At 36.0% G+C, this 23,627-nt stretch carries 24 protein-coding genes and 4 pseudogenes; 15 read left to right on the forward strand and 13 right to left on the reverse strand.

Annotated features, from left to right (window positions below; all coding sequences use genetic code 11):
• Positions 1-90: 90 nt before the first annotated feature.
• Entirely contained in the window at positions 91-876 is a 786-nt protein-coding gene (locus tag H6F45_RS07865) for a GNAT family N-acyltransferase (RefSeq protein WP_137667278.1), read from the forward strand.
• A 159-nt stretch (positions 877-1,035) separates the two neighbouring features.
• On the opposite strand, the gene H6F45_RS07870 is transcribed toward H6F45_RS07865, so the two are convergent.
• Entirely contained in the window at positions 1,036-1,815 is a 780-nt protein-coding gene (locus H6F45_RS07870; protein WP_190346898.1) for a Uma2 family endonuclease, read from the reverse strand.
• 216 nt (positions 1,816-2,031) lie between these two features.
• Entirely contained in the window at positions 2,032-2,757 is a 726-nt protein-coding gene (gene sfsA / locus H6F45_RS07875; RefSeq protein WP_137667280.1) for a DNA/RNA nuclease SfsA, read from the reverse strand.
• Positions 2,758-3,193: 436 nt separating this feature from the next.
• Between sfsA and H6F45_RS07880 the strand changes: the two genes are divergently transcribed.
• On the forward strand, positions 3,194-3,862 hold the full coding sequence (locus H6F45_RS07880; RefSeq protein WP_190346899.1) for a 2OG-Fe dioxygenase family protein: 669 nt from the start codon (positions 3,194-3,196) through the stop codon (positions 3,860-3,862).
• Positions 3,863-4,080: 218 nt separating this feature from the next.
• Positions 4,081-5,346: a tetratricopeptide repeat protein gene (locus H6F45_RS07885; protein WP_190346900.1), complete on the forward strand. Its 1,266-nt coding sequence runs from the start codon at positions 4,081-4,083 to the stop codon at positions 5,344-5,346.
• 133 nt (positions 5,347-5,479) lie between these two features.
• Here the strand turns inward: H6F45_RS07885 and H6F45_RS07890 are convergent, their stop codons facing one another.
• Positions 5,480-7,585 carry a serine/threonine-protein kinase gene (locus tag H6F45_RS07890; protein WP_190346901.1) on the reverse strand — a complete coding sequence of 702 codons (2,106 nt, stop codon included), beginning with the start codon at positions 7,583-7,585 and terminating at the stop codon, positions 5,480-5,482.
• 342 nt (positions 7,586-7,927) lie between these two features.
• Entirely contained in the window at positions 7,928-8,434 is a 507-nt protein-coding gene (locus H6F45_RS07895; RefSeq protein ID WP_137667287.1) for a 2TM domain-containing protein, read from the reverse strand.
• 270 nt (positions 8,435-8,704) lie between these two features.
• Here H6F45_RS07895 and H6F45_RS07900 point away from each other — a divergent pair, with 270 nt between their 5' ends.
• Positions 8,705-9,088 carry a hypothetical protein gene (locus H6F45_RS07900; protein WP_187038586.1) on the forward strand — a complete coding sequence of 128 codons (384 nt, stop codon included), beginning with the start codon at positions 8,705-8,707 and terminating at the stop codon, positions 9,086-9,088.
• Positions 9,089-9,263: 175 nt separating this feature from the next.
• Here the strand turns inward: H6F45_RS07900 and H6F45_RS07905 are convergent.
• Positions 9,264-10,364: pseudogene (locus H6F45_RS07905) on the reverse strand (nickel-dependent hydrogenase large subunit); the annotation flags it as partial.
• Positions 10,365-10,614: 250 nt separating this feature from the next.
• On the opposite strand from H6F45_RS07905, the pseudogene H6F45_RS07910 reads away from it, so the two are divergent.
• From H6F45_RS07910 to H6F45_RS27310, 3 genes and pseudogenes are all read left to right on the forward strand, one after another.
• A pseudogene (locus H6F45_RS07910) lies at positions 10,615-12,033 on the forward strand (tyrosine-type recombinase/integrase).
• Between the two features lie 134 nt (positions 12,034-12,167).
• A complete protein-coding gene (locus tag H6F45_RS07915) occupies positions 12,168-14,429 on the forward strand; it encodes a hypothetical protein (protein WP_137668691.1) in 2,262 nt (753 codons plus the stop codon).
• Positions 14,430-14,559: 130 nt separating this feature from the next.
• Positions 14,560-14,790: pseudogene (locus tag H6F45_RS27310) on the forward strand (hypothetical protein).
• Between the two features lie 100 nt (positions 14,791-14,890).
• Here H6F45_RS27310 and H6F45_RS07925 read toward each other — a convergent pair.
• Positions 14,891-15,286, reverse strand: a complete 396-nt coding sequence (locus H6F45_RS07925; RefSeq protein WP_190346902.1) for a retropepsin-like aspartic protease — start codon at positions 15,284-15,286, stop codon at positions 14,891-14,893.
• Positions 15,279-15,497: a hypothetical protein gene (locus H6F45_RS07930; protein ID WP_096570900.1), complete on the reverse strand. Its 219-nt coding sequence runs from the start codon at positions 15,495-15,497 to the stop codon at positions 15,279-15,281. The genes H6F45_RS07925 and H6F45_RS07930 overlap by 8 nt, the downstream gene beginning before the upstream one ends.
• 120 nt (positions 15,498-15,617) lie before the next feature.
• Here H6F45_RS07930 and H6F45_RS07935 point away from each other — a divergent pair, with 120 nt between their 5' ends.
• The 4 genes from H6F45_RS07935 (at position 15,618) to H6F45_RS07950 (ending at position 17,015) form a co-directional block, all read left to right on the forward strand.
• Positions 15,618-15,803, forward strand: a complete 186-nt coding sequence (locus H6F45_RS07935) for a hypothetical protein (protein ID WP_137668689.1) — start codon at positions 15,618-15,620, stop codon at positions 15,801-15,803.
• Positions 15,804-16,006: 203 nt separating this feature from the next.
• On the forward strand, positions 16,007-16,228 hold the full coding sequence (locus H6F45_RS07940; RefSeq protein ID WP_190346903.1) for a hypothetical protein: 222 nt from the start codon (positions 16,007-16,009) through the stop codon (positions 16,226-16,228).
• Positions 16,206-16,463, forward strand: coding sequence for a hypothetical protein (locus H6F45_RS07945; protein ID WP_190346904.1), 258 nt, complete (start codon positions 16,206-16,208; stop codon positions 16,461-16,463). Before H6F45_RS07940 ends, H6F45_RS07945 begins: the two co-directional genes overlap by 23 nt.
• A gap of 309 nt (positions 16,464-16,772) precedes the next feature.
• The gene (locus tag H6F45_RS07950; RefSeq protein WP_137668693.1) at positions 16,773-17,015 is read left to right on the forward strand and encodes a hypothetical protein; all 243 of its coding nucleotides are present in this window, start codon (positions 16,773-16,775) and stop codon (positions 17,013-17,015) included.
• A gap of 491 nt (positions 17,016-17,506) precedes the next feature.
• Here the strand turns inward: H6F45_RS07950 and H6F45_RS07955 are convergent, their stop codons facing one another.
• Positions 17,507-17,752: a DUF5615 family PIN-like protein gene (locus H6F45_RS07955; protein WP_242052570.1), complete on the reverse strand. Its 246-nt coding sequence runs from the start codon at positions 17,750-17,752 to the stop codon at positions 17,507-17,509.
• Positions 17,749-17,979 carry a DUF433 domain-containing protein gene (locus tag H6F45_RS07960; protein WP_027402180.1) on the reverse strand — a complete coding sequence of 77 codons (231 nt, stop codon included), beginning with the start codon at positions 17,977-17,979 and terminating at the stop codon, positions 17,749-17,751. Before H6F45_RS07960 ends, H6F45_RS07955 begins: the two co-directional genes overlap by 4 nt.
• Positions 17,980-18,258: 279 nt before the next feature.
• Between H6F45_RS07960 and H6F45_RS07965 the strand changes: the two genes are divergently transcribed.
• Together H6F45_RS07965 and H6F45_RS07970 are read left to right on the forward strand one after the other, a co-directional pair.
• A complete protein-coding gene (locus H6F45_RS07965) occupies positions 18,259-18,498 on the forward strand; it encodes a hypothetical protein (RefSeq protein WP_096570890.1) in 240 nt (79 codons plus the stop codon).
• Positions 18,485-18,682 carry a hypothetical protein gene (locus H6F45_RS07970; RefSeq protein ID WP_228051833.1) on the forward strand — a complete coding sequence of 66 codons (198 nt, stop codon included), beginning with the start codon at positions 18,485-18,487 and terminating at the stop codon, positions 18,680-18,682. Before H6F45_RS07965 ends, H6F45_RS07970 begins: the two co-directional genes overlap by 14 nt.
• A gap of 56 nt (positions 18,683-18,738) precedes the next feature.
• Here the strand turns inward: H6F45_RS07970 and H6F45_RS07975 are convergent, their stop codons facing one another.
• The 4 genes from H6F45_RS07975 to H6F45_RS07990 form a co-directional block, all read right to left on the reverse strand.
• On the reverse strand, positions 18,739-19,545 hold the full coding sequence (locus H6F45_RS07975; RefSeq protein ID WP_190346905.1) for a NifU family protein: 807 nt from the start codon (positions 19,543-19,545) through the stop codon (positions 18,739-18,741).
• 97 nt (positions 19,546-19,642) lie between these two features.
• Positions 19,643-19,867 (reverse strand): hypothetical protein, encoded by a 225-nt coding sequence (locus tag H6F45_RS07980; protein WP_096570885.1) that lies wholly within the window; start codon positions 19,865-19,867, stop codon positions 19,643-19,645.
• Positions 19,868-19,911: 44 nt separating this feature from the next.
• Complete coding sequence (locus H6F45_RS07985; protein ID WP_096570883.1) at positions 19,912-20,172, reverse strand: hypothetical protein; 261 nt, start codon at positions 20,170-20,172, stop codon at positions 19,912-19,914.
• A gap of 286 nt (positions 20,173-20,458) precedes the next feature.
• On the reverse strand, positions 20,459-21,439 hold the full coding sequence (locus tag H6F45_RS07990) for a hypothetical protein (protein WP_190346906.1): 981 nt from the start codon (positions 21,437-21,439) through the stop codon (positions 20,459-20,461).
• 603 nt (positions 21,440-22,042) lie between these two features.
• On the opposite strand from H6F45_RS07990, the gene H6F45_RS07995 reads away from it, so the two are divergent.
• Entirely contained in the window at positions 22,043-23,005 is a 963-nt protein-coding gene (locus H6F45_RS07995) for a hydrogenase small subunit (protein ID WP_096570878.1), read from the forward strand.
• A gap of 98 nt (positions 23,006-23,103) precedes the next feature.
• Positions 23,104-23,613 (forward strand): annotated as a pseudogene (locus H6F45_RS08000) (nickel-dependent hydrogenase large subunit); the annotation flags it as partial.
• Positions 23,614-23,627 lie beyond the last annotated feature (14 nt).

Here is a 23,627-nt window from a genome sequence, read left to right on the forward strand (position 1 = left end):
ATTGCCAGATTTTAGTGATCAAAATGTTCATAATTAGATATTAAATCCTCTTAGAATTTTTCACAAATTTAAGTATTAACCTGGATGTAAATGTATTACAATCCTATCACTTCATCTTTTTCATCTGTACAGTTTACTGATTTTCCGGTCTTGGAAAGTGAAAAGTATATCCTGCGACTGGCTAAAACTGATGCAGAGTTAGAATCTATTTTTCGCTTACGGTTTCAGGTTTTTAATCAAGAGTTGGATTTGGGTTTTTCTAGTTCTAATTTTTCTCAAATGGATCGGGATAAGTTTGATTATTTTTGTGATCATTTATTGCTGATTTGTAAAAGGACTGGTGCAACTATTGGTACTTATAGAATGCAAACTTATACAATGGCTGCAAAAAATTTAGGTTTTGATGCTGCTGATATATTTAATCTTGCTCAAATTCCTGATTTTATATTGCAGTCTTCTGTAGAAATTGGTCGTGCTTGCATAGCTCAAGACTATCGCAATAGTTACACACTTTTATTACTTTGGCAAGGTTTAGCTAATTATTTAATTTATACTGGTAATCAATATTTTTTCGGTTGTGCATCTTTGTTAACTCAATGTCATAAACAGGCTGTTTGTGCTTATAATTATTTTCTCTATAATCATTGTTTACATTCTCATATTTTAGTGAATCCTCATCCAGAATATTCCATAGAAATTAATTCTAATTGTCCAGATATCTATGATGTGGAAATTCCGAAAATTTTACAAGCTTATTTGAGTATTGGTGCAAAAATTTGTAGTCTTCCTGCTATTGATAGACAGTTTAAAACTATTGATTTTTTAATTATCTCTAATATTGGGGATTGGGGATTGGGTATGGCTGATTTAGCGTAAGCATTCAGCCATCAGCAGTTAGTCGTCAGCTATGTATCTGTAGGGGCAATTCATGAATTGCCCCTACAATATATAATTTGACAAAAATCTGATTATGGCAGTAAAATCTAAAATTGCCGGTTAATTGTTCATTGTTAATTGTCCATTATTTAATTTGGCTTACTCTCCAATAAGTTGCTTTGGTTCTAAACCTGTTAACTGTGTGACTTGTTCTATAGGCATTCCATTATTTAACAAATTAACTGCCACTTGTCTTAATTTATTTTCAGCTTGTTCAGCCCGTTGTTTTTCTTGTTCAGCCCGTTGTTTTTCTTGTTCAGCAAGTTCTAAAGAAGTAGGAAATAACTCACCGATTTTATTTGCCCAGCGTAACCAAGTGGCATTGACACCGCGATAATTACCCTGCCAACGTACTAAACTTAAACCTAAAACTGTACTTACTAACTGATTTTTTTCATTAAAAGCAATCGGTTCATACACACCGGTATTGATGTGAAAACCTGCAAAATCATCTGGGTTAAAAGGATCAAACCAAAAATATTCAGAAACACGCATTTGATTTTGATAAATCAGTTTTTTCTCATTTTTATCATTTTTAGCTGTGCTTTCTGAAAGTAATTCAATTACTACATCTGGTGATTTTCCTTCTTCCCAAACTACCCAAGAAAGACGCTCTTTTTTGGGAACTCCTAAGACGGTAAAGAAGTCTGGACCACGAAAATCCTGATTTTTTAATTGCGCTAAACTGTAGTAGACAAACATATTGCCCCCTACATATCCATCAGTCCTTTGATCTAGCCAAGGCTGAATGGTATCAATTAAAATATCCAATTGTAATTTATGTCTTTGTGTCTCCATCGGAATACCGTCATCATAAGGAAGTTCTGCCTGGGTGGGTGGCATTTCCATAGTGGTTTCAGTCGCAAGAGTTTCTAACATATAGCAATCTGATATGATGACTCAGATCATTCACGTTTCCTGCTGTTTGTTGTTTTTATCCAACAAAAACTGCTGATCAAAAATAGGAAGTTTATCTTTGCTGTTTGTGGAAACGTGAGGAACAATCTTTGTATTCATATTAGCATTCTCTTGAAAGAAAGTTTGTGTGTAAATAATGATGCACTTTGCTTTCATTTTTGGCTGGCTGATAAATGCTTAAATTTTCAGTTCTGCTAACCCCAAATAACGGATACCTTCAGGAGAAATATCAAACCGACAAGGGAGAACTTCTAAACCTTGTTTAATTGCTTCCCGTAACAATTTACCATATACAGGATCTGTGCTATCTCCTGGGGCAAATTGTGTACAATCTCCGCGATTGATAAAATACAACATTACTGCCCGACTTTGGGGTAAAACTTCCATTAATTCCCGCAAATGTTTTTGTCCTCTGGTGGTTTCTGTATCGGGAAACAGGGCTAAAGTTCCCTGCGACCAAGTTGTATTTTTTACTTCTAAATAAATGGGGCGTTGTCCTTCTTTTCCGGTCAGGTAAAAATCTATCCGGCTTTTTTTATCTTTTCCATAAACAACTTCACCTTTAACTTGTGTATATTCACTTAATTCTGGGAAAAGATGTTTCTCTAAAGCTTGTTTCACAACTCGATTAGGTAAAGCAGTATTGACACCGACCCAAGTTGGTGCTAAATCATCTACTTGAATCAATTCCAGTGTATAAGCTAATTTGCGGTTAGGATTATCACTTTTAGATAACTGTACAGGACTACCTACTTTGGAAACTCCTGTCATGGGTCCTGTATTGGGACAGTGTGCTGTTACAACCTCCCCGGAGTCCAGTTGAATATCAGCAAAAAAACGCTTGTAGCGTTTGAGTAAAATACCAGTGTATAATTTAGGGTACTGATACAGCCAGTTATTCATTCTGCTAGGTAAATTATAAATTTGAATTAATAGTAAATATACGATAAAAGAGGTTAGCAGGAGGAATGAGAGCTTTGAAAATATTGGGAAAATATTGGGAAAATATTTTTGTTCCCAGATGAGTAACTATATAATGGAACAGGGAATAGATAATGGAACAGGGAATAGGGAATAGGGAATAGGGAATAGGGAATAGGAAAGTGAGTAGCTAGAGTTCTTGTTAAATATTCCAACTTAATAAATTTTGTAGTCACATTTACAACAATTACTAAATAATTGCTTATAATAGATATTACATACCTCTCATGTAAAAAATGGGAGGAATTTAAAAATCCAGTTCGCATTCAGCTATTAGCGGTCAGCAGTCAGCTAAAACTACCTGGAAAATGGAGTTTTTGCTGGCTGAATAATTATAAAATGCAAGGAGAAAAATCCTATGCAACAAGTATCTTCTGTAACGGGGTTAGAATATGCTTTTCTGTTTACTCTGAGAAAGGTAAATTCTATTAATACTCAAGGTTTCCAGCCATTTTTTGAAAACTTACCTGTTGATCCTTATATTAAGGGCAAATATCGCTCTAGAAGGTTATCAAGAGTAATGGTTGCTGAGAATAAGTTAATTAAACTTTCTCATGGATATTTGTGCCAAAGTCGAGAGTATAATCCTTTATTGGGTGATGTCAAAAGAGAGTTCGCAGAATTAGAACATGGACTGATAGAACTGGAAATTTTTAAGAATTTGGTTTTAGCATTTATTGATTCTTGCAAACTCCATCCAGAAGCAGAAATTGGTATTCATCAAATCAGAACTACTTGTTCACCAGGTCATTTAGGAAATCCCGCACCTGAAGGTATTCATCAAGATGGAACTGATTTTATTGGCATTTTTTCTGTTTGTAGGAACAATATTCAAGGTGGAGAAACACATTTATATACTGCTAAAAAAGAGAAACCAGTTTTTCATAAAATACTCCAGCCCGGAGAACTGCTTTTAGTTAATGATCATGAGTTTTTCCACTTTACTAGCCCGATAAAGTCTGAAAATCCAGCACCGGGAACTAGGGATGTTTTCGTGTTGACTTCTCCTAGTTTAATTCAACCTTAAAAAACGTAATACTCAAATCCCCGATCTCTTAAATAAGTCGGGGATATATCCACTTTATATTTGATGACAAGTATATCGAAAAACCACATTTTCCGTAGGGGTTGAGCATTGCTAAACCCCTACAAAACGACAACAACAAAAATTTGTGATATAATAAAATTTGTGATATAATATTGTTTTAAATCAATTTAAATTGAGTTCATGGAAAAAACTAAATTATGACTTCTGAATTTTACAATCGCGGCTTAGAAAAAGCGAAACAAAAAAACTATGCTGGTGCTATTGAAGATTTTAACCAAGCTATACAGCTAGATCCTTACTTTAGTAAAGCTTACATAGAAAGGGGTTTAGCTTATTATAAATCAGGTGCGACTTTACAAGCAGTTTTTGATTATAATGAAGCTATTAAGCTGGATGGAGAAAATGCCAAAGCTTATTATTTTCGGGCGTTAGCAAAATTAACTTTAAAAAATCTTCCTGGTGCTTTAGAAGATGTAGAAAAAGCGATTCAGTTTAAATTTAATGATGCTGGTGCTTATGATTTACGGGGGATAGTGCAGCGCAAACAAGGAAATATTCTAGAGGCGATCGCTAATTTTAAAAAAGCAGCAGAATTATATTTAGCACAAAAAGATAAAGAAAATGCGTGTCTTTGTTTAGAGAAGATTAAACAACTACAACCCAAAGCTGAACCAAAACCAAATCAAGAAATCAATAAATCAGCAGCAATTATATCTACTCAAGATTATTTCACACAATTATTAGAAAAGGCAGAAAAGGGAGATACAAAATCGGCGATCGCTGATTTAAATTGGATATTAAAAGCTGATGCTCAAGATGCCCAAGCTTATTGCTGTCGTGGGGTGGTACTTTGTAAAATGGGTCAATATCGAGAGGCGATCGCAGATTTTAATCAGGCAATAAATTTAAATTTTCAAGATGCTATTGTTTATCGGAATCGGGGAAAAGCTCGTTCTCAAATAGGAGATTATCAAGGGGCTTTAGCTGATATCAATCAAGCCTTGAAAATACAACCCCAAGACAATTTAGTATATATTGCTAGAGGTAATGTCTATCAATCAATGGGCAATTATTTAGCAGCAATTCAAGATTATTCTCAAGCAATACAAATGAATCCTGAGCATCCGTTAGCTTACTATAATCGTGGTATTGCCTACACTTGTTTAGAAGAAATGCCCAATGCTGTGGAAGATTACCAAAAAGCAGCTAGTATCTATTGTGAACAAGAAGACTGGGAGAATTATCAACTAGTTTTAAATAGTCTGCAAAAAATTCAATCATCTATCCCAGCAACCAACAAAGCCACCTATAATTTATTACGTCAAAGACTATTACGCATGGTTGGAGGACATTGGGAAATAGCCGCAAGATTAATTGAGCAAAAGCAAGATTTTTATCCAGGTATGTCGGAGGAGTGGTATTTACAAACAGTAATTGATGATTTGGAAAGAGATAGACGATAACAATTGATAATGGACAATTGACAATTGACAATTACATCTTTTTCTCATTAAAAGGAAAGGTTTTAAACTTGGCATCAAACAATTATCAATTATCAATTATCAATTATCAATTATCAATTACCCAGTTCCTACATTATTGTGAAAAACGCCAAATCTTAATTTTATTATCCTCTCCACTGCTAACTAAAGTTTTGCCATCAGCACTAAAAACCAAAGATGTGACGGTGTTAGTATGTCCAGCAATAGAGGAAATTTCCTCACCTGTAGCCACATCCCATAGTTTAATATTAGGTTTAATATTAGGTTTAATAGTTGGATGACATTCTATACAATCTCGATTACCACTAACAAGAGTTTTACCATCTGGACTAAAAGCTAAAGATGTGACATTATAATCTTGTTTAGTTATAGTACGAATTTCCGTTTTTGTATTGAGATTCCACAGTTTAATTTTGCGATCGCGACTAGCACTAGCGAGAATTTTACCATCTGGACTAAAAGCTAAAGATGTCACAGTTTGGGAATTAGGAGTTAATGAATGAATTGATTTTTCTGGTGATTTTTCTGGTGATTTTTCTTGGGTGATATTCCACAGTTTAATACTTTTATCAAAACTACCACTTGCTAAAGTAAAACCATCAGGACTAATAGCCAGAGAACGTACCCAATAAGTATGATCTTTGAGAGTAATAATTAGCTTTCCTGTTGCTAAATTCCAAACTTTAATAGTTGTGTCATCACTAGCACTAACCAAAGTTTTCCCATCCTTACTAATAGCCAAAGCATGAACTGAATCAGTATGACTAATTAAGGTATGAATTAACTGACCTGTTGCTAAATTCCAAACTTTAATTGTTTTGTCATCACTACCACTGACCAAAATTTTACCATCAGGACTAATAGCCACGACATTGATTTTTTGTGTATGTCCTTGCAGTGAATAAATCTCTTGACCTGTGGTAATATTCCATAGTTTAATAATGCGATTACCAGCACTAGCAATAGTTTGAGCATCTGGAGTAATAGCTACAGAGGAAATTGATTCATTTGGTTCTGTGATAGTTTTCAATAAAGAAATTTTTTCTAAAGACTCCTGTGGTGGTTGTTGAACAATAGTATCACTCTTAGTTTGACTTTTCCTATTTTGCAGGGGACTCCAGCGAGAAAAAAGAGTTGTTTGTAGTTGGTGAAAGTGTCTATAACCAAATTCTCCCAACCCTAAAAATACTATTGTTCCTACTATTAAAATTGAATTTCTCAGCAAAATATATTTTTGAGGATAAACATTAGCTTTCTTTGCTGGTGCTGATAATAAAGAATTACTAGCTGGTGCTAGTAGATGTGTGTACTGTTTACTTAAATCTCTAATCACTTCATCAGCAGATTGATAGCGATTCCGAATATCTATTTGTAGTAACTTATCAATAATTATTGCTAACTCATAACTGAGAGGAGAATGCAAATAAGATTGCCAATTATTTAACCAACTATATCCATGTTCCATCCATAACTGAAAAGGAGAAATTCCCGTTAATAAATGAAAGCAGGTAGCACCCAAACTAAATAAATCACTAGCAGGGTACGCTTTACCATCTCTGATTTGTTCAATGGCAGAATAACCATGTGAACCTATAGAAGTTCCATGTTTTTTCTGCACTTTAGCTGTTAATTGTTTAGAAGAACCAAAATCAATGAGAGTTAATCTTCCGTCACTTTTGCGGCGGATAATATTTTCTGGTTTGATATCTCGGTGAATAACTCCACGACTGTGAATAAATTTGAGAATAGGCAACAAATCTAACAAAATAGATTGAATATCCCAATCTTTGTAGTTTTTCCGTAATTGCAACTCCTGTAATAAATTTTGTCCATCAATAAACTGTTGTACCAAATACAGACAGTTATCTTGTTCAAAATAAGCTAAGAGAGTGGGAATTTGTGGATGTTCTCCCAGTTCTCTCAGTCGTTTTGCTTCTTCACAAAACAACTCCATTGCTTTTTTTTGTGACCAAGTTCCTTGAAATTTTGGTGCTAACTGTTTAACGACACAACAATCATTTAATTTATCTGTATCTTCTGATAAATAGGTTCTGCCAAAACCTCCTTCATCGGAAAGCACCCGAATCACACGGAAACGATTTCTTAAAAGTGGTACTAAGGGAGTATTGCAAGTTTGACAAAACTCTTTTCCTTCTGGATTTTGAGGATTTTTGCAATCAGGATTTAAGCAGCATATCATGATCAAAGAAGAGTGACTGCATGATAAATAATGCTAAGTTATTTCCGCATTTTCCCTTGATTTCATGGCTTCTTGCTGACTGAAATGGTAGATCAACCTGGTGAGGGATTGAGGAATTACTTATTATATTCCAAGTTTTTAAAATGTCTTCTGTTTTCCTGAAGATGGGAAAACCACAAGAGCCATTATTTATATCTTTTGATCATACCGCAAGCTCAATCAAAAATCATGTCAAATTGCCATGACAATCTTTGATTTATATGTTATTGATTTCTGAAACCAATACTACTAAATGCAGTAATCACTCACCAATTACCCATTACCCATTACCTATTACCAATTTTAATGTGTTTGTAATGCTTTAAACCATTTATTTAGAACTGTATTGATAGTTTGTTTAATTTGATGCTTACGATTCCATTTTTGGAAAGCAGCTTCATAGTCTTCACCTTTGCTTTGAAAGGTGTTCCAAATATCAAGTACAATGGTGAGTCCAGAGAATAGTAAAATGTATAGTGACCAAGAAAGACCAGCACCACCAACCAAATCTACAAGTATGAAAAAACTATTAACAATTGCATAATTACCCAGACGCTTTTTAAATTTACCTTGGCGGTAAAGATCAAAAGCTTTGCGTTGTTGTACTTCGCTTTGTTGGACTATCCAATCACATTCCGCTTGTTTAACTGCTTCTGGTGAAATTTGTAACTCGGCAGCAATTTCGATAATTTGCTGATATGAAAATTCTTGATCACGATCATCGGTTTGACGAGCGATCGCTAATTGTAGAATTTGCTGCACCTGTTCTTGACTGTAGGAACGGGGGTTGTTAGATTCAAATACCGTCATAATTTTTGCTCTGATAAGAATTTTCATAATTTGCACTACTTCTACAGTAGCAAATCTAGATGGTAGATGGTAATTGGTGACTGGTGACTGGTGATAGGGTTATTAACTTCCCCTACCGCCCTATCACCTCATCTTCCCACCCAGCGACAACAGAAGTAGTCATTTGAGGGCAACTTTGGGGTTAAAAGCTGCAAAGATGTAGATTTACCCAGGAATTTAAGGTAATATTAAGAGGTAATATTAAATATTATTGCCAAGTTACCTGATACCATGTTTGATATATTGCCCTTTAGATTTGAGTTAGATAAAATTGCGATCGCTGGAGCTTGTTTATGGTCTTTAGCTTTATATTTAGCTTTAGCATCCACCAGAGAATGGGTAATAGATCAATTAAATCGCTGGTTTAATTTTGCCGAAAGATTCCTTTACACCAGTGAAACAGAATTTGAAAAAACCCGCAAAGCCAGAGAATCACAAAATGCTTTTTACGCTTCACTTTTTAGCATTGTACCTTTTTTCATCTTTGGTGCATTATCTAACTGGGGTTTAGAAATTAGTTTAGGTGAGAGTTGGGGAATTAGCACAGGTATACTGTCATGTATGGGTGCGGGTATTTATGAACTAGGGCGTAGAGATGGGGAAAATTCTGATTAGATGGGTGTAACTTGAGTAAAATTTGGGGACTATAAAACACATACTAGAGATGTTACATTGAAAAATGTGTTAAATTGATAGAAATATAATAGGCTATTCGGCAAAAAATAAATCAATCTCAAAGTTAAATCAGGTGGGAAAAACCCACCCTATAAAACATAACTCAAAACATAAATTAAGCAGTGCGAAAACGGGCTAATTCTTTTCCTGTTTTAGCATCATGGGCGTGAACAGTACACACCAAACATGAATCAAAAGAACGGGCAACATGGCCAACTTCTACAGGATCATTAGGATCAGCAATAGGTGTACCTATTAACGCTTCTTCCACAGGTCCACGTTTACCAGCACCGTCACGCGGCCCAATATTCCAAGTTCCGGGGGCGATAACTTGGTATTGTTTAATCTTACCTTGTTCAATTTCTACCCAATGACATAAAGCGCCCCTTGCTGCTTCTGTTGCACCCCAACCTTTACCGTCTTTTTCTTGGGGTTTAATATACCAGGGTTCGTTTAATTTGAACTCCTTCAAACAACGTTCCGCTTGACGATATAATTTGACTAATTCGTGAACTCTCGCTAGTTGTCTGAGGTGAACATTTGCACCGCCCATTTTTTTGAAGACATCTAAAATAAATGGGTCATAATGTTGCCATGACTCTCCATGTTTTCCACCTGCAACTAATTGACGTGCTAAAGGTCCAGCTTCTAATCTTCCTAAGTCTTGGTGTAATACTGCACTTGACCAAGAATATGCACCTTCAAAATCTTTTTGGTTTTTGATAGTTGGGGACGTTTTGCGATCGCTCGGATGCCAATCTTGAGTACCTTCATTATACCAAGAATGGGTTAAATTTTCCCGTGCAAAAGCCTGATCCATCAATCTATGAGTATCTTTACAACCATCGTAAACACCGCTTTTCATAATTACCGCAGCGTTACGTCCTTCAATGGTAGGTTTATTATATCTATCCTCATGGGGTAAATATCCCCAAGTGACAAATTTACCCACACCTACACCATATCTATCTAACCCGATATCTAGACCCATACGCCAGTATAAACCTAAGTCAGATTCTCGGTGTTTGATATCTTCATTTAACCATTTTTGGAAATCCTCATAAGATTGAATTTCCTCATATCTTTCTAAAGAACATCCTAACCAAACTGGTTCTAACCAATTGGTGCGGAAATATTCTAAAATCCCCCAAGCACGGGTAATATCAGTTAAGGTGGGGGCGCACATCACACCACCAGGAACCATATAACTGCTATGGGAACAGGTGATATGCTGAAAATGTTACTAAAGAACTTATTTTTTCAGGTAATTTTGCTCAGTCATAACATTTTATTTTCACTATTTCAGCTTTTATAAATAAGTGAATATTTAGGGAATAAGTCAGTAAAATCAGGGAAATTGCGTAGGCGCAGCCCGCCGCAGGCATCGCCAAAAGTTAATATCGGAAACCTATCCCCCATCTCTACATAAGGATGCAAATACAGACTCCGGGGACTGGTTCGCAGATATGTTTGCAGATTTTGTATAGATTTTGAACCGCAGAACACTACAGACGGTAGGTATAGGGAATGGCGAAAATAAAAGCAACAGAATTACAGTATCAAGCAGTTTTTGAACAGAAGTTAATTGAAGCTAATAGTAATTTAAAAAGAGAGAGAATTAAAGTTAGTATTAAACAAACTGGCAATTCTCTGCAATTACGAGCTACATTACCTTTAAAACCAGGTGATCAAAGTGTAGGTAAACAGAAAAAACAGTATGATTTATCTCTAGGAATACCCGCAAATTTAGAGGGTTTAAAAACAGCCATTGAGGAAAGTTACGAGTTGGGTAAATTAATTGCTCGTCATACTTTCCAGTGGAATGATAAGTATTTAGGAATTAAATCTAGAGAAAAGCAAGAAATCAAAACAATTGGGGAATTATTAGATACCTTTGAAGAGAAATATTATCAAACCCGTCAAAAAACTATCACCAGTGAAAATACTTTTGCTAACTATATATCTGTGATTAAAAGAAATTTTGATTTAACAACTTTAGCTACTAAAAAAAAATTTGAGGAAGTGATTAATTCAGTTAATGGTAATAAAAAAAATGAATTAATTGCGGTAAGTTCAGTTTTGATTAAAACTTTTAATTTAGGATTTCAACTGGATGTTAAACGAGATCATGTCACTCCTGCTTATCGAGAAATACCAGATGATGAAAAAATTATATCTGGTTTTTATCTGTTTGAAAAATTCGCCCTCAACCGCAAAAATACAAATATTACTGATGAAATAGACACTTGGGAAATGTGGCGATGGGTATATGGAATGTTGGCAACTTATGGGTTAAGACCAAGGGAATTATTTGTAGAACCGGATATTAATTGGTGGATGTCTCCCCAAAATCTAGATCATACTTGGAAGGTGAATAAAAATACCAAAACTGGATATAGAGAAGTTATTCCTTTTGTGACTGAATGGGTAGAATTATTTGATTTAAAAAATACCAAACCATTAAATATTTTAGCAAAAAAACTTGAAAAAATTGCTTCTGTACAAAATATTAATTGGATGCGAAGAGATATATCCAGATGGTTTAGAAAAGTGGGAATTGAATTTCAACCTTATGATTTACGCCATGCTTGTGCAATTAGAGCGCATCTTCAGGGAATACCAATTAAAGCAGCAGCAGATAATTTAGGTCATACTGTTGATGAACATACAAAGACTTATCAAAGATGGTTTGGGATTGAAAACCGGAAAAAAGCCTTTGGTGAGGTAATTAGTCAAAGGTCGTTAATTGAGTTGCAGAAGAATGAGATTTTGGCGTTAAGGATGGAGAATGAAAGGTTAAGGTTGGAGGTGGAAAGGTGGAAATTGTTGGGGAATACAAGAATAAAAATGTAGAGGAGTGCAAACAACTTTATCACCACGATTAAGAATTTGGGTATAAATCATGGTGGTTGTGTAGCTTAACTTTGAATTCTCCCTATTTTATTTGTCAGGCAATGCTGTATAATATGGATCAATCAGAGAACAGAGTCATTGGTTCACGGAAGGGGAAAGATGAACTATGCAAAAGGAAAACAAGAAAATATCCTTACTCGATATTGAATTTTGGGTGGATTACTCTATATCTAGATTTATTTTGACTGTTCCCGCACTAACTCTCTGCTTGGTCGTTGCGATTTTATCCATCGGTATCAATGATATTGTTGGTGTAGTGTTTAATCGCTTTCCCGTGTCTACCGCGTCATCGGTACAATCTTTTTTTGCTTTCCTACGATCTAATATACCAATCATTAGAGTCGCTTTAGTTATCCCCTTACTACTGTTCGTAAATCCCAAATTTCGAGAGTTAACACCCACTGAAATTACTATTGCCAGTCTCGTTGCGATCGGAGGCGGGTATTTCCTCGATCTATTGCCAGTCGAGACAGCTAATGGATTAATTCCCTCAGCATTCCTGCTTTTATGGTGCGTAGCTTGGGGGATTATCCAGTACGATTATCAGCAAAAATATAATAAAGAATTAGAAATTCGAGAATATTGGACTAAAAAGCGTATTCAAGAATTGAACAAACAATATGAAGACTTGCAAGCAGCAGAAGATTCAATAGCTAATGATTTAGCGTCTTTACAACACAAATATAATCTAGCAATTATTAAGGAAAAAGAGTTAAGTATTTTATTCATTCCTTCATTTGGCCAACTTATTTCAAGAATAAGGAATAGGAATATTAGTAATGAATTATTATATGTGCCTTCTTTTTTTCCGGCAGAAATAGAAACACAATTAGAAATGGTAGGAAAAATATACGAAGAATCACCAACGGAAATTGAAGAAGAATTACTAAATGAATACAGAAATAGTAGAACAAGTTCATCATATAGATATAGTGAGTATAGAACAAGTTCATTATTCTCCTTGGAAGAAAAAGAATTTAAAGAAGAAATTAAAAGACAATTAGAAAGAATAAAAAAAATCAACAGTAGCTCACAAAGTGAAATTGAAAAAATCTTACGAGAACAATATGAAAACTTGAGTTTTTCTCATATTCTTGATTTTTTAAATGAAGAATCTTCAAAGCTTGATATTAATTCTCCTTATATCAAAGTTTTGCATTTCAAGAAAAAGTTACCAGAAAAATTGCGAATAAAGCTAAGGGATAAAACTCAAATTCAATCATTTCCTGTCGATAAATTGATGGAATTATGGTTTAAAAAGATGAAAAATCAAGAAGATATAGCTTTAAAATATAAACTGAGAATATTTTTGAATTCATCCACCTTTAAGATACCGTTCGACATTAGAAAAATCACCCTGAAATCCTCTAGGGACACACTGCGATTTTTGTTTGTTATTTCACTTCAAGCCTCAATCTTTTATGTTGTGAATTTCTGGATTTCAAGCCGAATCAAAGATTATTATCATTATTTTTTGGTTGGAAGTTTGGTAGTTTATCTTGGCGTGATGGTATTTCATATAATCCATAGATGTTTGGTAGAAACTCCTGTCTTATCGGTCATTGAGAGGATGAGCGATTTTGCTTTCAATGGGCTTAAATGGCTTGATACTCCTTTTGAATATGCCATGTTTGTAAACAATTTGATCGCCGAAAAAGTTATACTTTTTACTGAGAGAAAATATACTGTATCGCTTCGCTCTCGCAACCCACTTGTTTTGATCTCCCTCGCGGTTGCCGATATTTCAATTACAACGATTCTGCTAACTATTCGTATCCTTATTTCAAGCCTGCGGATTGTGCTTAACTTTTTATGCTTTCTATTTTGTCAAGGGAGGATAATACTGACTACTATTGTGATAAGTCTAATTTCGATTATCGTCTTTATTTTTTATAGTATTATGCCATTTTGTGGATTGGTCTGGAATGTTTTCGTCGAGATCAGTATCTCTCTAGAGTCGAATCTAAGACGGCGTTACTTACAATGGGTTTTGTTAATCATTTGGGGTTTGAGTATTAACACGCTGGCCGGACTCACAGCGATTAGAATCTCTGGAACTTATCCCTGGATATCTTCGATCACTTTCGTCACACTTATTGTTTCTTATCTTGTCTTTATGTTTTACGGTACTTTAGCGAACCACCGGACGATTGAGGAGGAATGGAAGGATATCGACGAGCCATTAAGTAAAAGACTAGCATGGTCTGTCCTCTGTTTTGTATTCATCTCTTGGGTATTGATCGGGATTGATCGAATTTTCCAAATCAACTATTTTAATCCGCAACCGGATCTGGTTGTCGGAACGATCATCCTGTTAGCTCTGACAATAATTGTATTTATCGCTGCTCTTGTTTCAGGATCAAAGTGAAGATGTAAGAATTGCGGTGCAGACAATACCTTACTCGAAAAACCCTGCGTTACTATTAGAACTAGAGGCGATCATTTTGAGAGCGACTGAGCCACCATATAATGTTAAAATCCATATCGAGTCCTAACCCATGCAAGTGAAACCTTCAGAGCAAATTTCATCCGATGATGCGGAAATTATTTTAAAACACTTACCAGACTGGATTCAGGATGCCTTGATTTCTCGTGCTAATGAAATTGATTATCCCGTTGAAGCAATAATTGAGATGGCGTTCACGTAGTGTCTCTGAAAGAGAATCGCCAGCTTTCTAGACACAGAGGCATTAAGTTTTGCCGACTGTAAGCCAGGGCGAGGTCAATAAATCTAATAAACATCTTTGCAAAGAGAAATCGCTCCACTTCCTTTTCCTGTGCTTCCTTAACTATTATTAAATGGGATGTTTACGGATAGGGAAGCGATTGCTAATCACGTCGGATAATTTTAATCGTGCATTGCGATCGCTCAAAACAAACATCAAATTCTCGAAAAAAGTTCGTTTGCCCAAGGATTAAGGGTACATGAGAGGCTTCTACCCAGGCAAATGCTAGACGAACGGGTTCAAGATTCCCAATTTGAACTTGCACAAATAACCCCCGTGCTTCAACTTTTGCAAGATTTCCAGCCAATGGCAAACGGACAGTTTGATTATCCCAAATTGCACCTAATTTTAACCCAATGTCATAAGGTAAAACATTGACAGTAGACCCAGTATCCAGCAGTGCATTTGCAGAAACAGAAGAGTTTGCATAACTCAGAATGATCGGAATTGTGGGTAATGCTTCATCATCATTAAAGGGAAATTCCACTGTACTAGCCATCAGTAGATGCCTCTTGGTGATCCTGAATCATCTGCATCAGGATATTTGCAGCTTCCGTTGAGTCATAGGGCGACCAAATTGGATACTCTGAGGCAGAAAAGATCACTTGTAATTCAGCATTTGGGATTTGTTTTGCTAGGAGTTTCAAGAGTGATAATTTATCTGACTGACTCAGATTATTGACTAGAGGAATTAACTCAGCGAGTGACATATTTTAAATTTTTAGATATACAATAATACATTGATTATAAGCGATCTGTGAGGTAAAAATTAGAATTACTCCTCTCTACAAAGCTATAATGTGATTGAAGTCAAAAAACTATAACCTGAAATGTCAACCATTGAACAAATTGAAGCAGCTATTCTGACGCTTCCACCAGAGCAGTTTCAGCGACTCCGGCAATGGATCTTAGACATAGACTACCAGCGTTGGGATGAGCAGCTAGAACAAGACATCGCAGACGGCAAACTGGAGGCTTTAGCAGAAGAAGCGATCGCTCAATTTCCTTTTTTGTGATTCCTTAACTGTGATTAACTGCGATCTCATGAGTAAGCGATCGCCAATTCTGTGGGGTGCGTTAATGAAATGTAATGCACCTGATAAATTCACCATTAAACATCTTTAATAAGTGCGCTCAGTCAAATAGCTACCATCTCAATAGCGTTTCAATGCTATAATTGGTAATAATATAGAAAAGTTCTTGAAATGTAAAATCTTATATGACTACTCTCCTAGAAGTTGAATCAGCAATCAAGCAATTGCCAGAGAGTGAAGTTCGTGATCTGGCAAAGTGGCTTCAAGAATATATTGATGAGATGTGGGATCGGCAAATTGAGGCAGATTTAGCATCAGGGAAATTAGATCGCCTTATTGCTCAGGCAGAAAAAGATATTGCAGCCAACAACGTGAGGGATCTTGATGAAATCCTTTGCAACGAGTGAGTTTTGGAAAACTTATGCTAATTTGTCACCTGAGATGCAAGAGCAAGCGCGGAAGGCTTATCAGCTTTGGCAGGAAAACTCACTTCATCCCTCTTTGCACTTCAAAAAAGTCAGTAAAAATCTTTGGTCTGCCCGTGTCACTGGTGGATATAGAGCCTTAGCCTTAAAAAAGGGTGACGATTATTATTGGATTTGGATCGGTAATCACGATGAATATGAAAGTCTTTTAAATTAGCCCGTTGTGGTAAGCCAGTTTGCCAATTCTATAGGGTGCGTTAATGAAATGTACAGCACCTTAATTTCTTAATATATTCCACCTAATTACCTTCTGGTTGCACGGAAGAAAGTGTTAAAATTAGACATCTCCAGAAAAGAAATTATGGAACTTATTTATGGGGGCAGGGCGAAGCTTATGGGATATCTATATCTCTGATTTTTCCGTTAAATTATCGCCCATAAGCTTCGCCCCTACAATTTATGACAAATTAATACATTCTGTTGTGGAGATGTCTATTGAACCCAATGATGTTTTGTGCCTGAAACCATGCGTGCGATTGAAACCACAGGTATCTTAAATAAACAAGGACAAATTCAGCTAGATCATCCCCTTCCCCAAGACAAAGCCAGTCGGGTGCGTATTATCCTGCTAATGCCAGAGGAGGATGATCTCAACGAACAAACCTGGTTAGATGCAGTCTCAACCAACCCTAGCTTTACTTTCCTCAACGATCCAGAAGAGGACATTTACACCCTCGAAGATGGGCAACCTGTAAACTATAAAAGGTAAGGTTGTTCTAATTCAAGAGAAACTTGATAGACTAATTTTTGTCTCGGATGAAAATTGTTCAATACTAAGTCAATTTCATAGATGGTAGTGCGATCGCTCTACTTCTTTTTTGTACTTCCTTAACTAGGGTTTGCTGAATAAACCTAAAACCTTGATATATCAAAGGTTAGAGGCTGATAAACACAGAAATTAGTGCAAGGGTTTTGAAGGGTATACCGGAAAAAGTGTGCATTTTTTGGGATTTCAAGAGATGGCAAAGAAATTTTCAAATCTTCTCCTGACTCCTGACTCCTGACTCCTGACTCCTATGCCCTCACGGAAAGACTTTCTCAGCAACCCCTAACTATTACTAAGTGCGATACCTACGGCGAGGGAAGCGATCGCTAGTTGTGGTTTAAGTGCGATTATGAGAGAGCAAGTAAGGATGAATTTTCATCTTCATAAAATAATTTGATTGTACTGAACTCCCGACGCAGTAAATTTTCAACTTGTCAGGTAGAACAGTTTCCCAGTCTAAGCCAGATGACTTTTGGAGGATTCCCAAACACTAAACTCAAATCGTGCATATCAGCATCTTTCGAGACGAACATCAAATCATTATCTTTTGCATAATTCCAAACTATCGGGTCTATTGTTGCTTTCATGCCTACATCCCGAACATGAAGCGAGCCTGGAAAAATATCGCTCAAACGGGTGGATAATTTGGGGGATAAGTTTTCATCAAATAGTAATTTCATGCTGATAAAGTCGAAATCATCAGCCGACGTTCACGATCAGCCGCATAAGCAATACAAGCCTTTAAATCTTCTCGCGTTAGATCGGGAAAATCATCAAGAATTTCCGCTTCCGTCATCTCAGAAGCTAGGTATTCAAGCACCTCATAAACTGTAATTCGCAAGCCACGTACACAAGGCTTACCACCGCGTTTATTGGGTTCGATTGTGATATAATCTCTGTAATTCATGATGTGGCGAGTGAATTTCTGCTAACTTATCTAATCTTACTATGTATTTCTGCTAAAAACCCAATAATTTCACTGTTAAACATCTTTGAGAAAAGCGATATCGCTCTACTTCCTTTTTTTGTACTTCCTTAACTATTATTAAATGCGATGTTTACGGATAGGGAAGCGATCGCTATGTAGGGTGCGTTAATGAAATGTAATACACCTTATCTGAATCTGATTGGTTTTGTAAAAAAAATTCTCGCTAAACTATAATCAGAGAAACAGCAAAATCAGATTATGAACTTAGATACAATTCAACAAGATATTGCCTCTCTTCCTCCCGATGCACAACAAATCATAGTCGAACTTGTAGAAGTCCTAAAAAAACCCTATCTTCTGAATCAACACAAATCTTCAGAAAATTCCTTGCAAGACTGGTCAGACTTTATCGGTTGTATAGAAGCTGAAACTGACCTCTCTAAAAACTATAAAAACTACTTAGATCGTGAACTTAATCAAAAATATGATCATAGTTGATACAGGCTTTTGGTTAGCTCTTGCTAATAAACAAGATGTAGTTTATATAGCCGCCAAAAAACGATTTCAAGATTTAGCTAATCAGCAATTTATTACAACCTGGTGTGTCGTTACAGAAACTTGCTATTTGTTACAAAAAAGAGTAGGAGTAGATGCTCCAAAAATATTTATTAATATTTATTAATATTTATTAATATTTATTAATATTTATTAATAAAATTTCCACAGGAATCTCAAACTTTAAACCTGGACATACACTTTATCACCTTTAACTTGCACTTGATAACTTTGTAGAGAAATATCCGGTACTGTTAAACATTTGCCTGTATTTAAATCGTATTCAAATTGATGGGATGCACAGGTGATAATACCATTTTTAACTTTACCTTTATCCAAGGGAAAACCTAAATGAGAACAGGCATTACCATAACAGTGTACCTTATTATCTTGTTTGTATAAAATCAAGTTATGATTTTCAATTCTAACTCCTAATATTTGATTTTCAGGAAGTTCATTAACATTCGTAACTCTTACCCAATAGGAATTTGTGGGAATAGTAGCAATTGTAGAATTAAGAGTATTATTAACAGCTACAATTTTGGTAATTTCTGGACAATGGTTTTTAATAGTTTGTTCTACTAACTGAGTTAAAGTCAAAGTAGAACTGGCACAATTACTACAACTACCAATTAACTTAACTTCAACTGTATCCGGTGGTTTAATAGCAACTAATTCCACATCCCCATTATGGCTTTGTAAACTAGGGCGAATTTCCGCTAATGCTGTTTTTATCCGTTCTGATAATGGCAGTTTTACCAAATTGTGATACAATAAAACCGCATAAACAATATCATCATTTACCGCATTGCTTAAAGCGGCTAAATTATCCTTTTTCAAACTTTTAATCAAGTTCGTTAAAGCTGCTTTATGTAAAGCTTCAACCGCACTTTTTAAAGCAACTGCCACACATCTTTGACTTTCATCCCAGTCAGAAATAATTGCTTCAAATCTTTGAATATCTGCTATTAATTCATTTAAATTATCCATAAAAATCTGCGTTTATCTGCGTTTATCTGCGTTCAATCATAAAACAATCCCCCAGATAAATCTGTAGGGATTGATAAGTTTTATAATTGTAACTGCATCATTTCATGCGAAAATCTTTCAGTAGAAAAGGCATCATGACACCTGTAACTAAACTAGTTACAGTAATAGGAATACAAAGGGGAATTGATAGCTGTGCTAATAAAATTAATAATAGTGTACCAATACCACTAGCGATTATTGTTTGACGCAGAAAATATAGTGGATCACGAAATAATTTACCCTTGAGAAATAATCTCAAAGAAAACCAGCCTAATTCTAACATATATCCTCCTATTAGTTACCTATTAGTTACGTATTAGTTACCTATTAGTTGCCTAACAAATTTAAAATTAATAACCCTAAAATGAGGGTGGGAATTACGCCAGCAGGGGCAAATAAACTACCAATGGTGGCTGAAAATTTGTAGCCTAAATCTTTACCGGCTAATATCATACCTCCAATTGCACCACCTACCATTGATAAAATTACGGCAATGGCTAACCAAGCTAATGCAGTGGTAAAATTGAGGTTGGTATTTAAACTATAAAGAAAATCTCTAAATTCTGGGTTGTTGATAAAATCAAACATTGTTTTTTCTCCTATTTGTTGACAAGTTAATAGTCATTTTTCAGGATTCATCAGATTCATCAGTTTGTTTGATTTGATATTGAAGCCTGATTAATGAAACCTGATTAATGAAACCTGATGAAAATACTTGCTTTTCTCCATTTTTGATGCAAGTAAATATTCTGAATCCTGACTCCTTTACGGGCGTTCGCGAAGCGTGCTGGCAGCATCAGCATTCGGGCAATCAAGTATCAATTTTTGTCCAAGGGTATTTTCCGAATGCTTTGCCCCTACTGACTCCTGATATTTAATTTAAGGAAACTGCTAGTATTTCTGCTTCCAAATCTTGGATTGCTTGGGCTACTATTTCCGCTTTCTCAATTTCTTGATGTGCTGTAAATATTTGCCAAGCTTCTTGATAGTAGAATTTGGCTTGTAGCAGGTTTTTAGGATTCCCTAATTCTGGTTTTTCGGGGTTGTCTGGCAAGTTAAAAAGAACGTTAGCTTTGTTAGAAATTGTGTTAGCATATTCCAAGGGTGTATCTCTAGAATTACGCACTTTTAAAGCTTCATCGTAAGCTGCAACAGCCCGCAAATTATTGTCAATGGGATGGGAACTAATTAAATATTGCAAAGCATTACCTAAATTATTTTGCAACATGGCATATTCCCTGGGATGATCAATTATGTTAATATGCTCAAGTGCTACTTCAAAAGATTGTACTGCTAACCCTTGACGTAAATATTCCCGTTCAGATGCCATGGGCATTGAAAGATAGGCGATCGCAATATTATTATATAAAATCGCATATTCTTGGGGGTATTCTTGCCAAGTAAACACCCGCAAAGCCTCATGATAAGCTTGGATACTATCAGTTATCCGCGCTAAATTATAGGGAACTAAAGACTGTAAAACTAAACCCAAATTCATCTGCGCTTCTGCTACTTCTTCTGGTGTAGCAAACTGCTGTAAAATAGGTAAAGCTTCTTCGTAACTATCCTTAGCTTGTACTAATAATTGGGGATTAGAATCGGGTATTATTTGTAAAGTACCCGCCATTCCCACTTTTGCCCGTGCTTTCAGTAAAGGATAATCTTCACCACACATTTGATAAGCACGATAAAACAATCCTAACCCACTGCGTAAATCTTGGGAATTTTTCGGTTTTTTGAGAAAACCCTGCGCCATTTCTATCAGCATTTGGATTTTTTCCTCTGCTGTTGCTGACTCATCAGAAATGGCCGCCATAGCCGCTTTTACGGCAGAATCTGTAATACTAGAAGTCATAAATTGGCCATAGTAATTGAGTCATCAACTAAGCCGACTTACGCAGTTATTTAGTTTTTACAGATTCCCCTTTTAATAGCTATTAGCTATTAGCTATCATTTATCAACTATCAGCAGTCAACTTTGTAAAAGTTCTTCTGACTCCTGACTCCTGATTCCTGGAAGGGTTTACCAGTGCTAAACCCCTACTAAATCATGAAAATAAAGTGTTTGTACCTATCCTTTGTTAAGATTCAAGGAAAGGGTAATAACATTAATATTTTTCACTATAAAAGATTCATTTAAGAGAAATCTAGCGTAAAATTACTAATGTTAATTTTTGTAGAGATAAATTGATCACTTGAGAATAGATTTCTGTATCATCAATCAATCAAAATCCAGTAAATCAACAAATCCTGTCAATTCTGATTCAGACAGAAATCCTATGTTAAAATAACAATAATAATCAATCAGCGAGACTCTACAAAAATCCTCAGTAGTAGAAATTCAAAAATTGATAATGTTGCTAAAATTCCTGCGTATCTCCCCATCAACACTGACGGAATAATCCCGTGAAATAATCCCGTGTATCTCTCCACATCTACAATAGAAAAATCATAGCCAATGACAAATGTACTCTGGCTGCAAGGTGGTGCTTGTTCAGGTAACACCATGTCATTTCTCAATGCCGAAGAACCTACAGCTTGTGATTTAATAGCAGACTTTGGCATTAAAATTCTTTGGCATCCTTCCCTGGGTTTAGAACTCGGTGCAAACTTACAAACCCTGCTTTGGGAATGTGTCTTAGGTAAAACTCCCCTAGATATTTTGGTATTTGAAGGCAGCGTAGTTAACGCCCCCAATGGTACAGGAGAATGGAATCGTTTTGCAGATCGTCCGATGAAAGAATGGTTAAACGAATTAGCCCAAGCTGCTAACTTTGTTGTAGCCATTGGCGACTGTGCCACTTGGGGCGGTATTCCTGCAATGTCACCCAACCCCAGCGAATCTGAGGGTTTACAATTTCTGAAACGGGACAAAGGTGGTTTTTTAGGTAAAGATTTTGTCAGCAAAGCCGGTTTACCTGTAATAAATATACCCGGATGTCCCGCCCATCCTGACTGGATAACCCAGATATTAGTCGCCATAGCTACCGGACGCATCAGCGATATTACCTTAGACGACCTACACCGTCCCCAAACCTTCTTTAACACCTTTACCCAAACTGGTTGTACTCGTAACATTCACTTTGCTTACAAAGCCACAACCGCAGAATTTGGACAACGTAAAGGCTGTCTCTTTTATGACTTAGGGTGTCGTGGTCCCATGACCCGTTCTTCCTGTAACCGCATTCTTTGGAATCGCGTATCATCAAAAACCCGCGCCGGAATGCCTTGTATTGGTTGCACAGAACCAGAATTTCCCTTCCATGATCTCAAACCAGGAACAGTATTTAAAACTCAAACAATTATGGGTGTTCCCAAAGAAATACCCCCCGGAGTCAACCAAAAAGATTACGCAGTTCTCACAGTTGTTGCTAAAGATGCAGCACCAAAATGGGCTGATGAAGACTTTTTCTTGGTTTAGGGATTAGGGACTGGGTAAGAGTTTTTCCCCATCACCAATCACCAATCACCAATCACCAATCACCAATCACCAATCACCAATCATCAATCATCAAAATTATGCCAATTCAAACATTAGATATTGCTCCCGTTGGTAGAGTCGAAGGTGATTTAGATGTCCGTGTAGAAATCGAAGACGGATATGTTACAAATGCCTGGACTCATGCAGAACTTTTTCGCGGTTTTGAAATAATTTTACGCGGAAAAGACCCCCAAGCCGGTTTAATTGTCACCCCTAGAATTTGCGGAATTTGTGGCGGTTCTCATTTAAGTTCAGCTTCTTGGGCATTAGATACCGCTTGGGGAACAGAAGTTCCTAGAAATGCAATTTTGGCGAGAAATTTAGGTCAAATTGTGGAAACAATCCAAAGTATTCCTCGCTATTTTTATGGATTGTTTGCCATTGATTTAACCAATAAAAATTATCGCCGCAGTCATTTTTATGATGAAGCTTGTCGTCGCTTTGCCGCTTTTACAGGTAAATCTTATGAGATTGGGGTAACAATTTCTGCTAAACCTGTAGAAATCTACGCCTTATTAGGTGGACAATGGCCGCACAGCAGTTATATGGAGATAAATTAGGA

The organism is Sphaerospermopsis sp. FACHB-1194 (assembly GCF_014696235.1).
GTDB classification, from domain to species: Bacteria; Cyanobacteriota; Cyanobacteriia; order Cyanobacteriales; family Nostocaceae; genus Sphaerospermopsis; species Sphaerospermopsis kisseleviana.

Excerpts from the sequence above, each read along its gene's own strand:
- H6F45_RS07915 (WP_137668691.1), top strand. The coding sequence starts at position 12,168 with ATGCAAAAGGAAAACAAGAAAATATCCTTACTCGATATTGAATTTTGG.
- H6F45_RS07965 (WP_096570890.1), top strand. The coding sequence starts at position 18,259 with ATGAACTTAGATACAATTCAACAAGATATTGCCTCTCTTCCTCCCGAT.
- H6F45_RS07940 (WP_190346903.1), top strand. The coding sequence starts at position 16,007 with ATGACTACTCTCCTAGAAGTTGAATCAGCAATCAAGCAATTGCCAGAG.
- H6F45_RS07995 (WP_096570878.1), top strand. The coding sequence starts at position 22,043 with ATGACAAATGTACTCTGGCTGCAAGGTGGTGCTTGTTCAGGTAACACC.
- H6F45_RS07890 (WP_190346901.1), bottom strand. The coding sequence starts at position 7,585 with ATGATATGCTGCTTAAATCCTGATTGCAAAAATCCTCAAAATCCAGAA.
- H6F45_RS07880 (WP_190346899.1), top strand. The coding sequence starts at position 3,194 with ATGCAACAAGTATCTTCTGTAACGGGGTTAGAATATGCTTTTCTGTTT.
- H6F45_RS07930 (WP_096570900.1), bottom strand. The coding sequence starts at position 15,497 with ATGTCACTCGCTGAGTTAATTCCTCTAGTCAATAATCTGAGTCAGTCA.
- H6F45_RS07895 (WP_137667287.1), bottom strand. The coding sequence starts at position 8,434 with ATGACGGTATTTGAATCTAACAACCCCCGTTCCTACAGTCAAGAACAG.
- H6F45_RS07870 (WP_190346898.1), bottom strand. The coding sequence starts at position 1,815 with ATGTTAGAAACTCTTGCGACTGAAACCACTATGGAAATGCCACCCACC.
- H6F45_RS07900 (WP_187038586.1), top strand. The coding sequence starts at position 8,705 with ATGTTTGATATATTGCCCTTTAGATTTGAGTTAGATAAAATTGCGATC.
- H6F45_RS07970 (WP_228051833.1), top strand. The coding sequence starts at position 18,485 with ATGATCATAGTTGATACAGGCTTTTGGTTAGCTCTTGCTAATAAACAA.
- H6F45_RS07960 (WP_027402180.1), bottom strand. The coding sequence starts at position 17,979 with ATGAATTACAGAGATTATATCACAATCGAACCCAATAAACGCGGTGGT.
- H6F45_RS07990 (WP_190346906.1), bottom strand. The coding sequence starts at position 21,439 with ATGACTTCTAGTATTACAGATTCTGCCGTAAAAGCGGCTATGGCGGCC.
- H6F45_RS07865 (WP_137667278.1), top strand. The coding sequence starts at position 91 with ATGTATTACAATCCTATCACTTCATCTTTTTCATCTGTACAGTTTACT.
- sfsA (WP_137667280.1), bottom strand. The coding sequence starts at position 2,757 with ATGAATAACTGGCTGTATCAGTACCCTAAATTATACACTGGTATTTTA.
- H6F45_RS07925 (WP_190346902.1), bottom strand. The coding sequence starts at position 15,286 with ATGGCTAGTACAGTGGAATTTCCCTTTAATGATGATGAAGCATTACCC.
- H6F45_RS07975 (WP_190346905.1), bottom strand. The coding sequence starts at position 19,545 with ATGGATAATTTAAATGAATTAATAGCAGATATTCAAAGATTTGAAGCA.
- H6F45_RS07935 (WP_137668689.1), top strand. The coding sequence starts at position 15,618 with ATGTCAACCATTGAACAAATTGAAGCAGCTATTCTGACGCTTCCACCA.
- H6F45_RS07945 (WP_190346904.1), top strand. The coding sequence starts at position 16,206 with ATGAAATCCTTTGCAACGAGTGAGTTTTGGAAAACTTATGCTAATTTG.
- H6F45_RS07950 (WP_137668693.1), top strand. The coding sequence starts at position 16,773 with ATGCGTGCGATTGAAACCACAGGTATCTTAAATAAACAAGGACAAATT.
- H6F45_RS07885 (WP_190346900.1), top strand. The coding sequence starts at position 4,081 with ATGACTTCTGAATTTTACAATCGCGGCTTAGAAAAAGCGAAACAAAAA.
- H6F45_RS07955 (WP_242052570.1), bottom strand. The coding sequence starts at position 17,752 with ATGAAATTACTATTTGATGAAAACTTATCCCCCAAATTATCCACCCGT.
- H6F45_RS07985 (WP_096570883.1), bottom strand. The coding sequence starts at position 20,172 with ATGTTTGATTTTATCAACAACCCAGAATTTAGAGATTTTCTTTATAGT.
- H6F45_RS07980 (WP_096570885.1), bottom strand. The coding sequence starts at position 19,867 with ATGTTAGAATTAGGCTGGTTTTCTTTGAGATTATTTCTCAAGGGTAAA.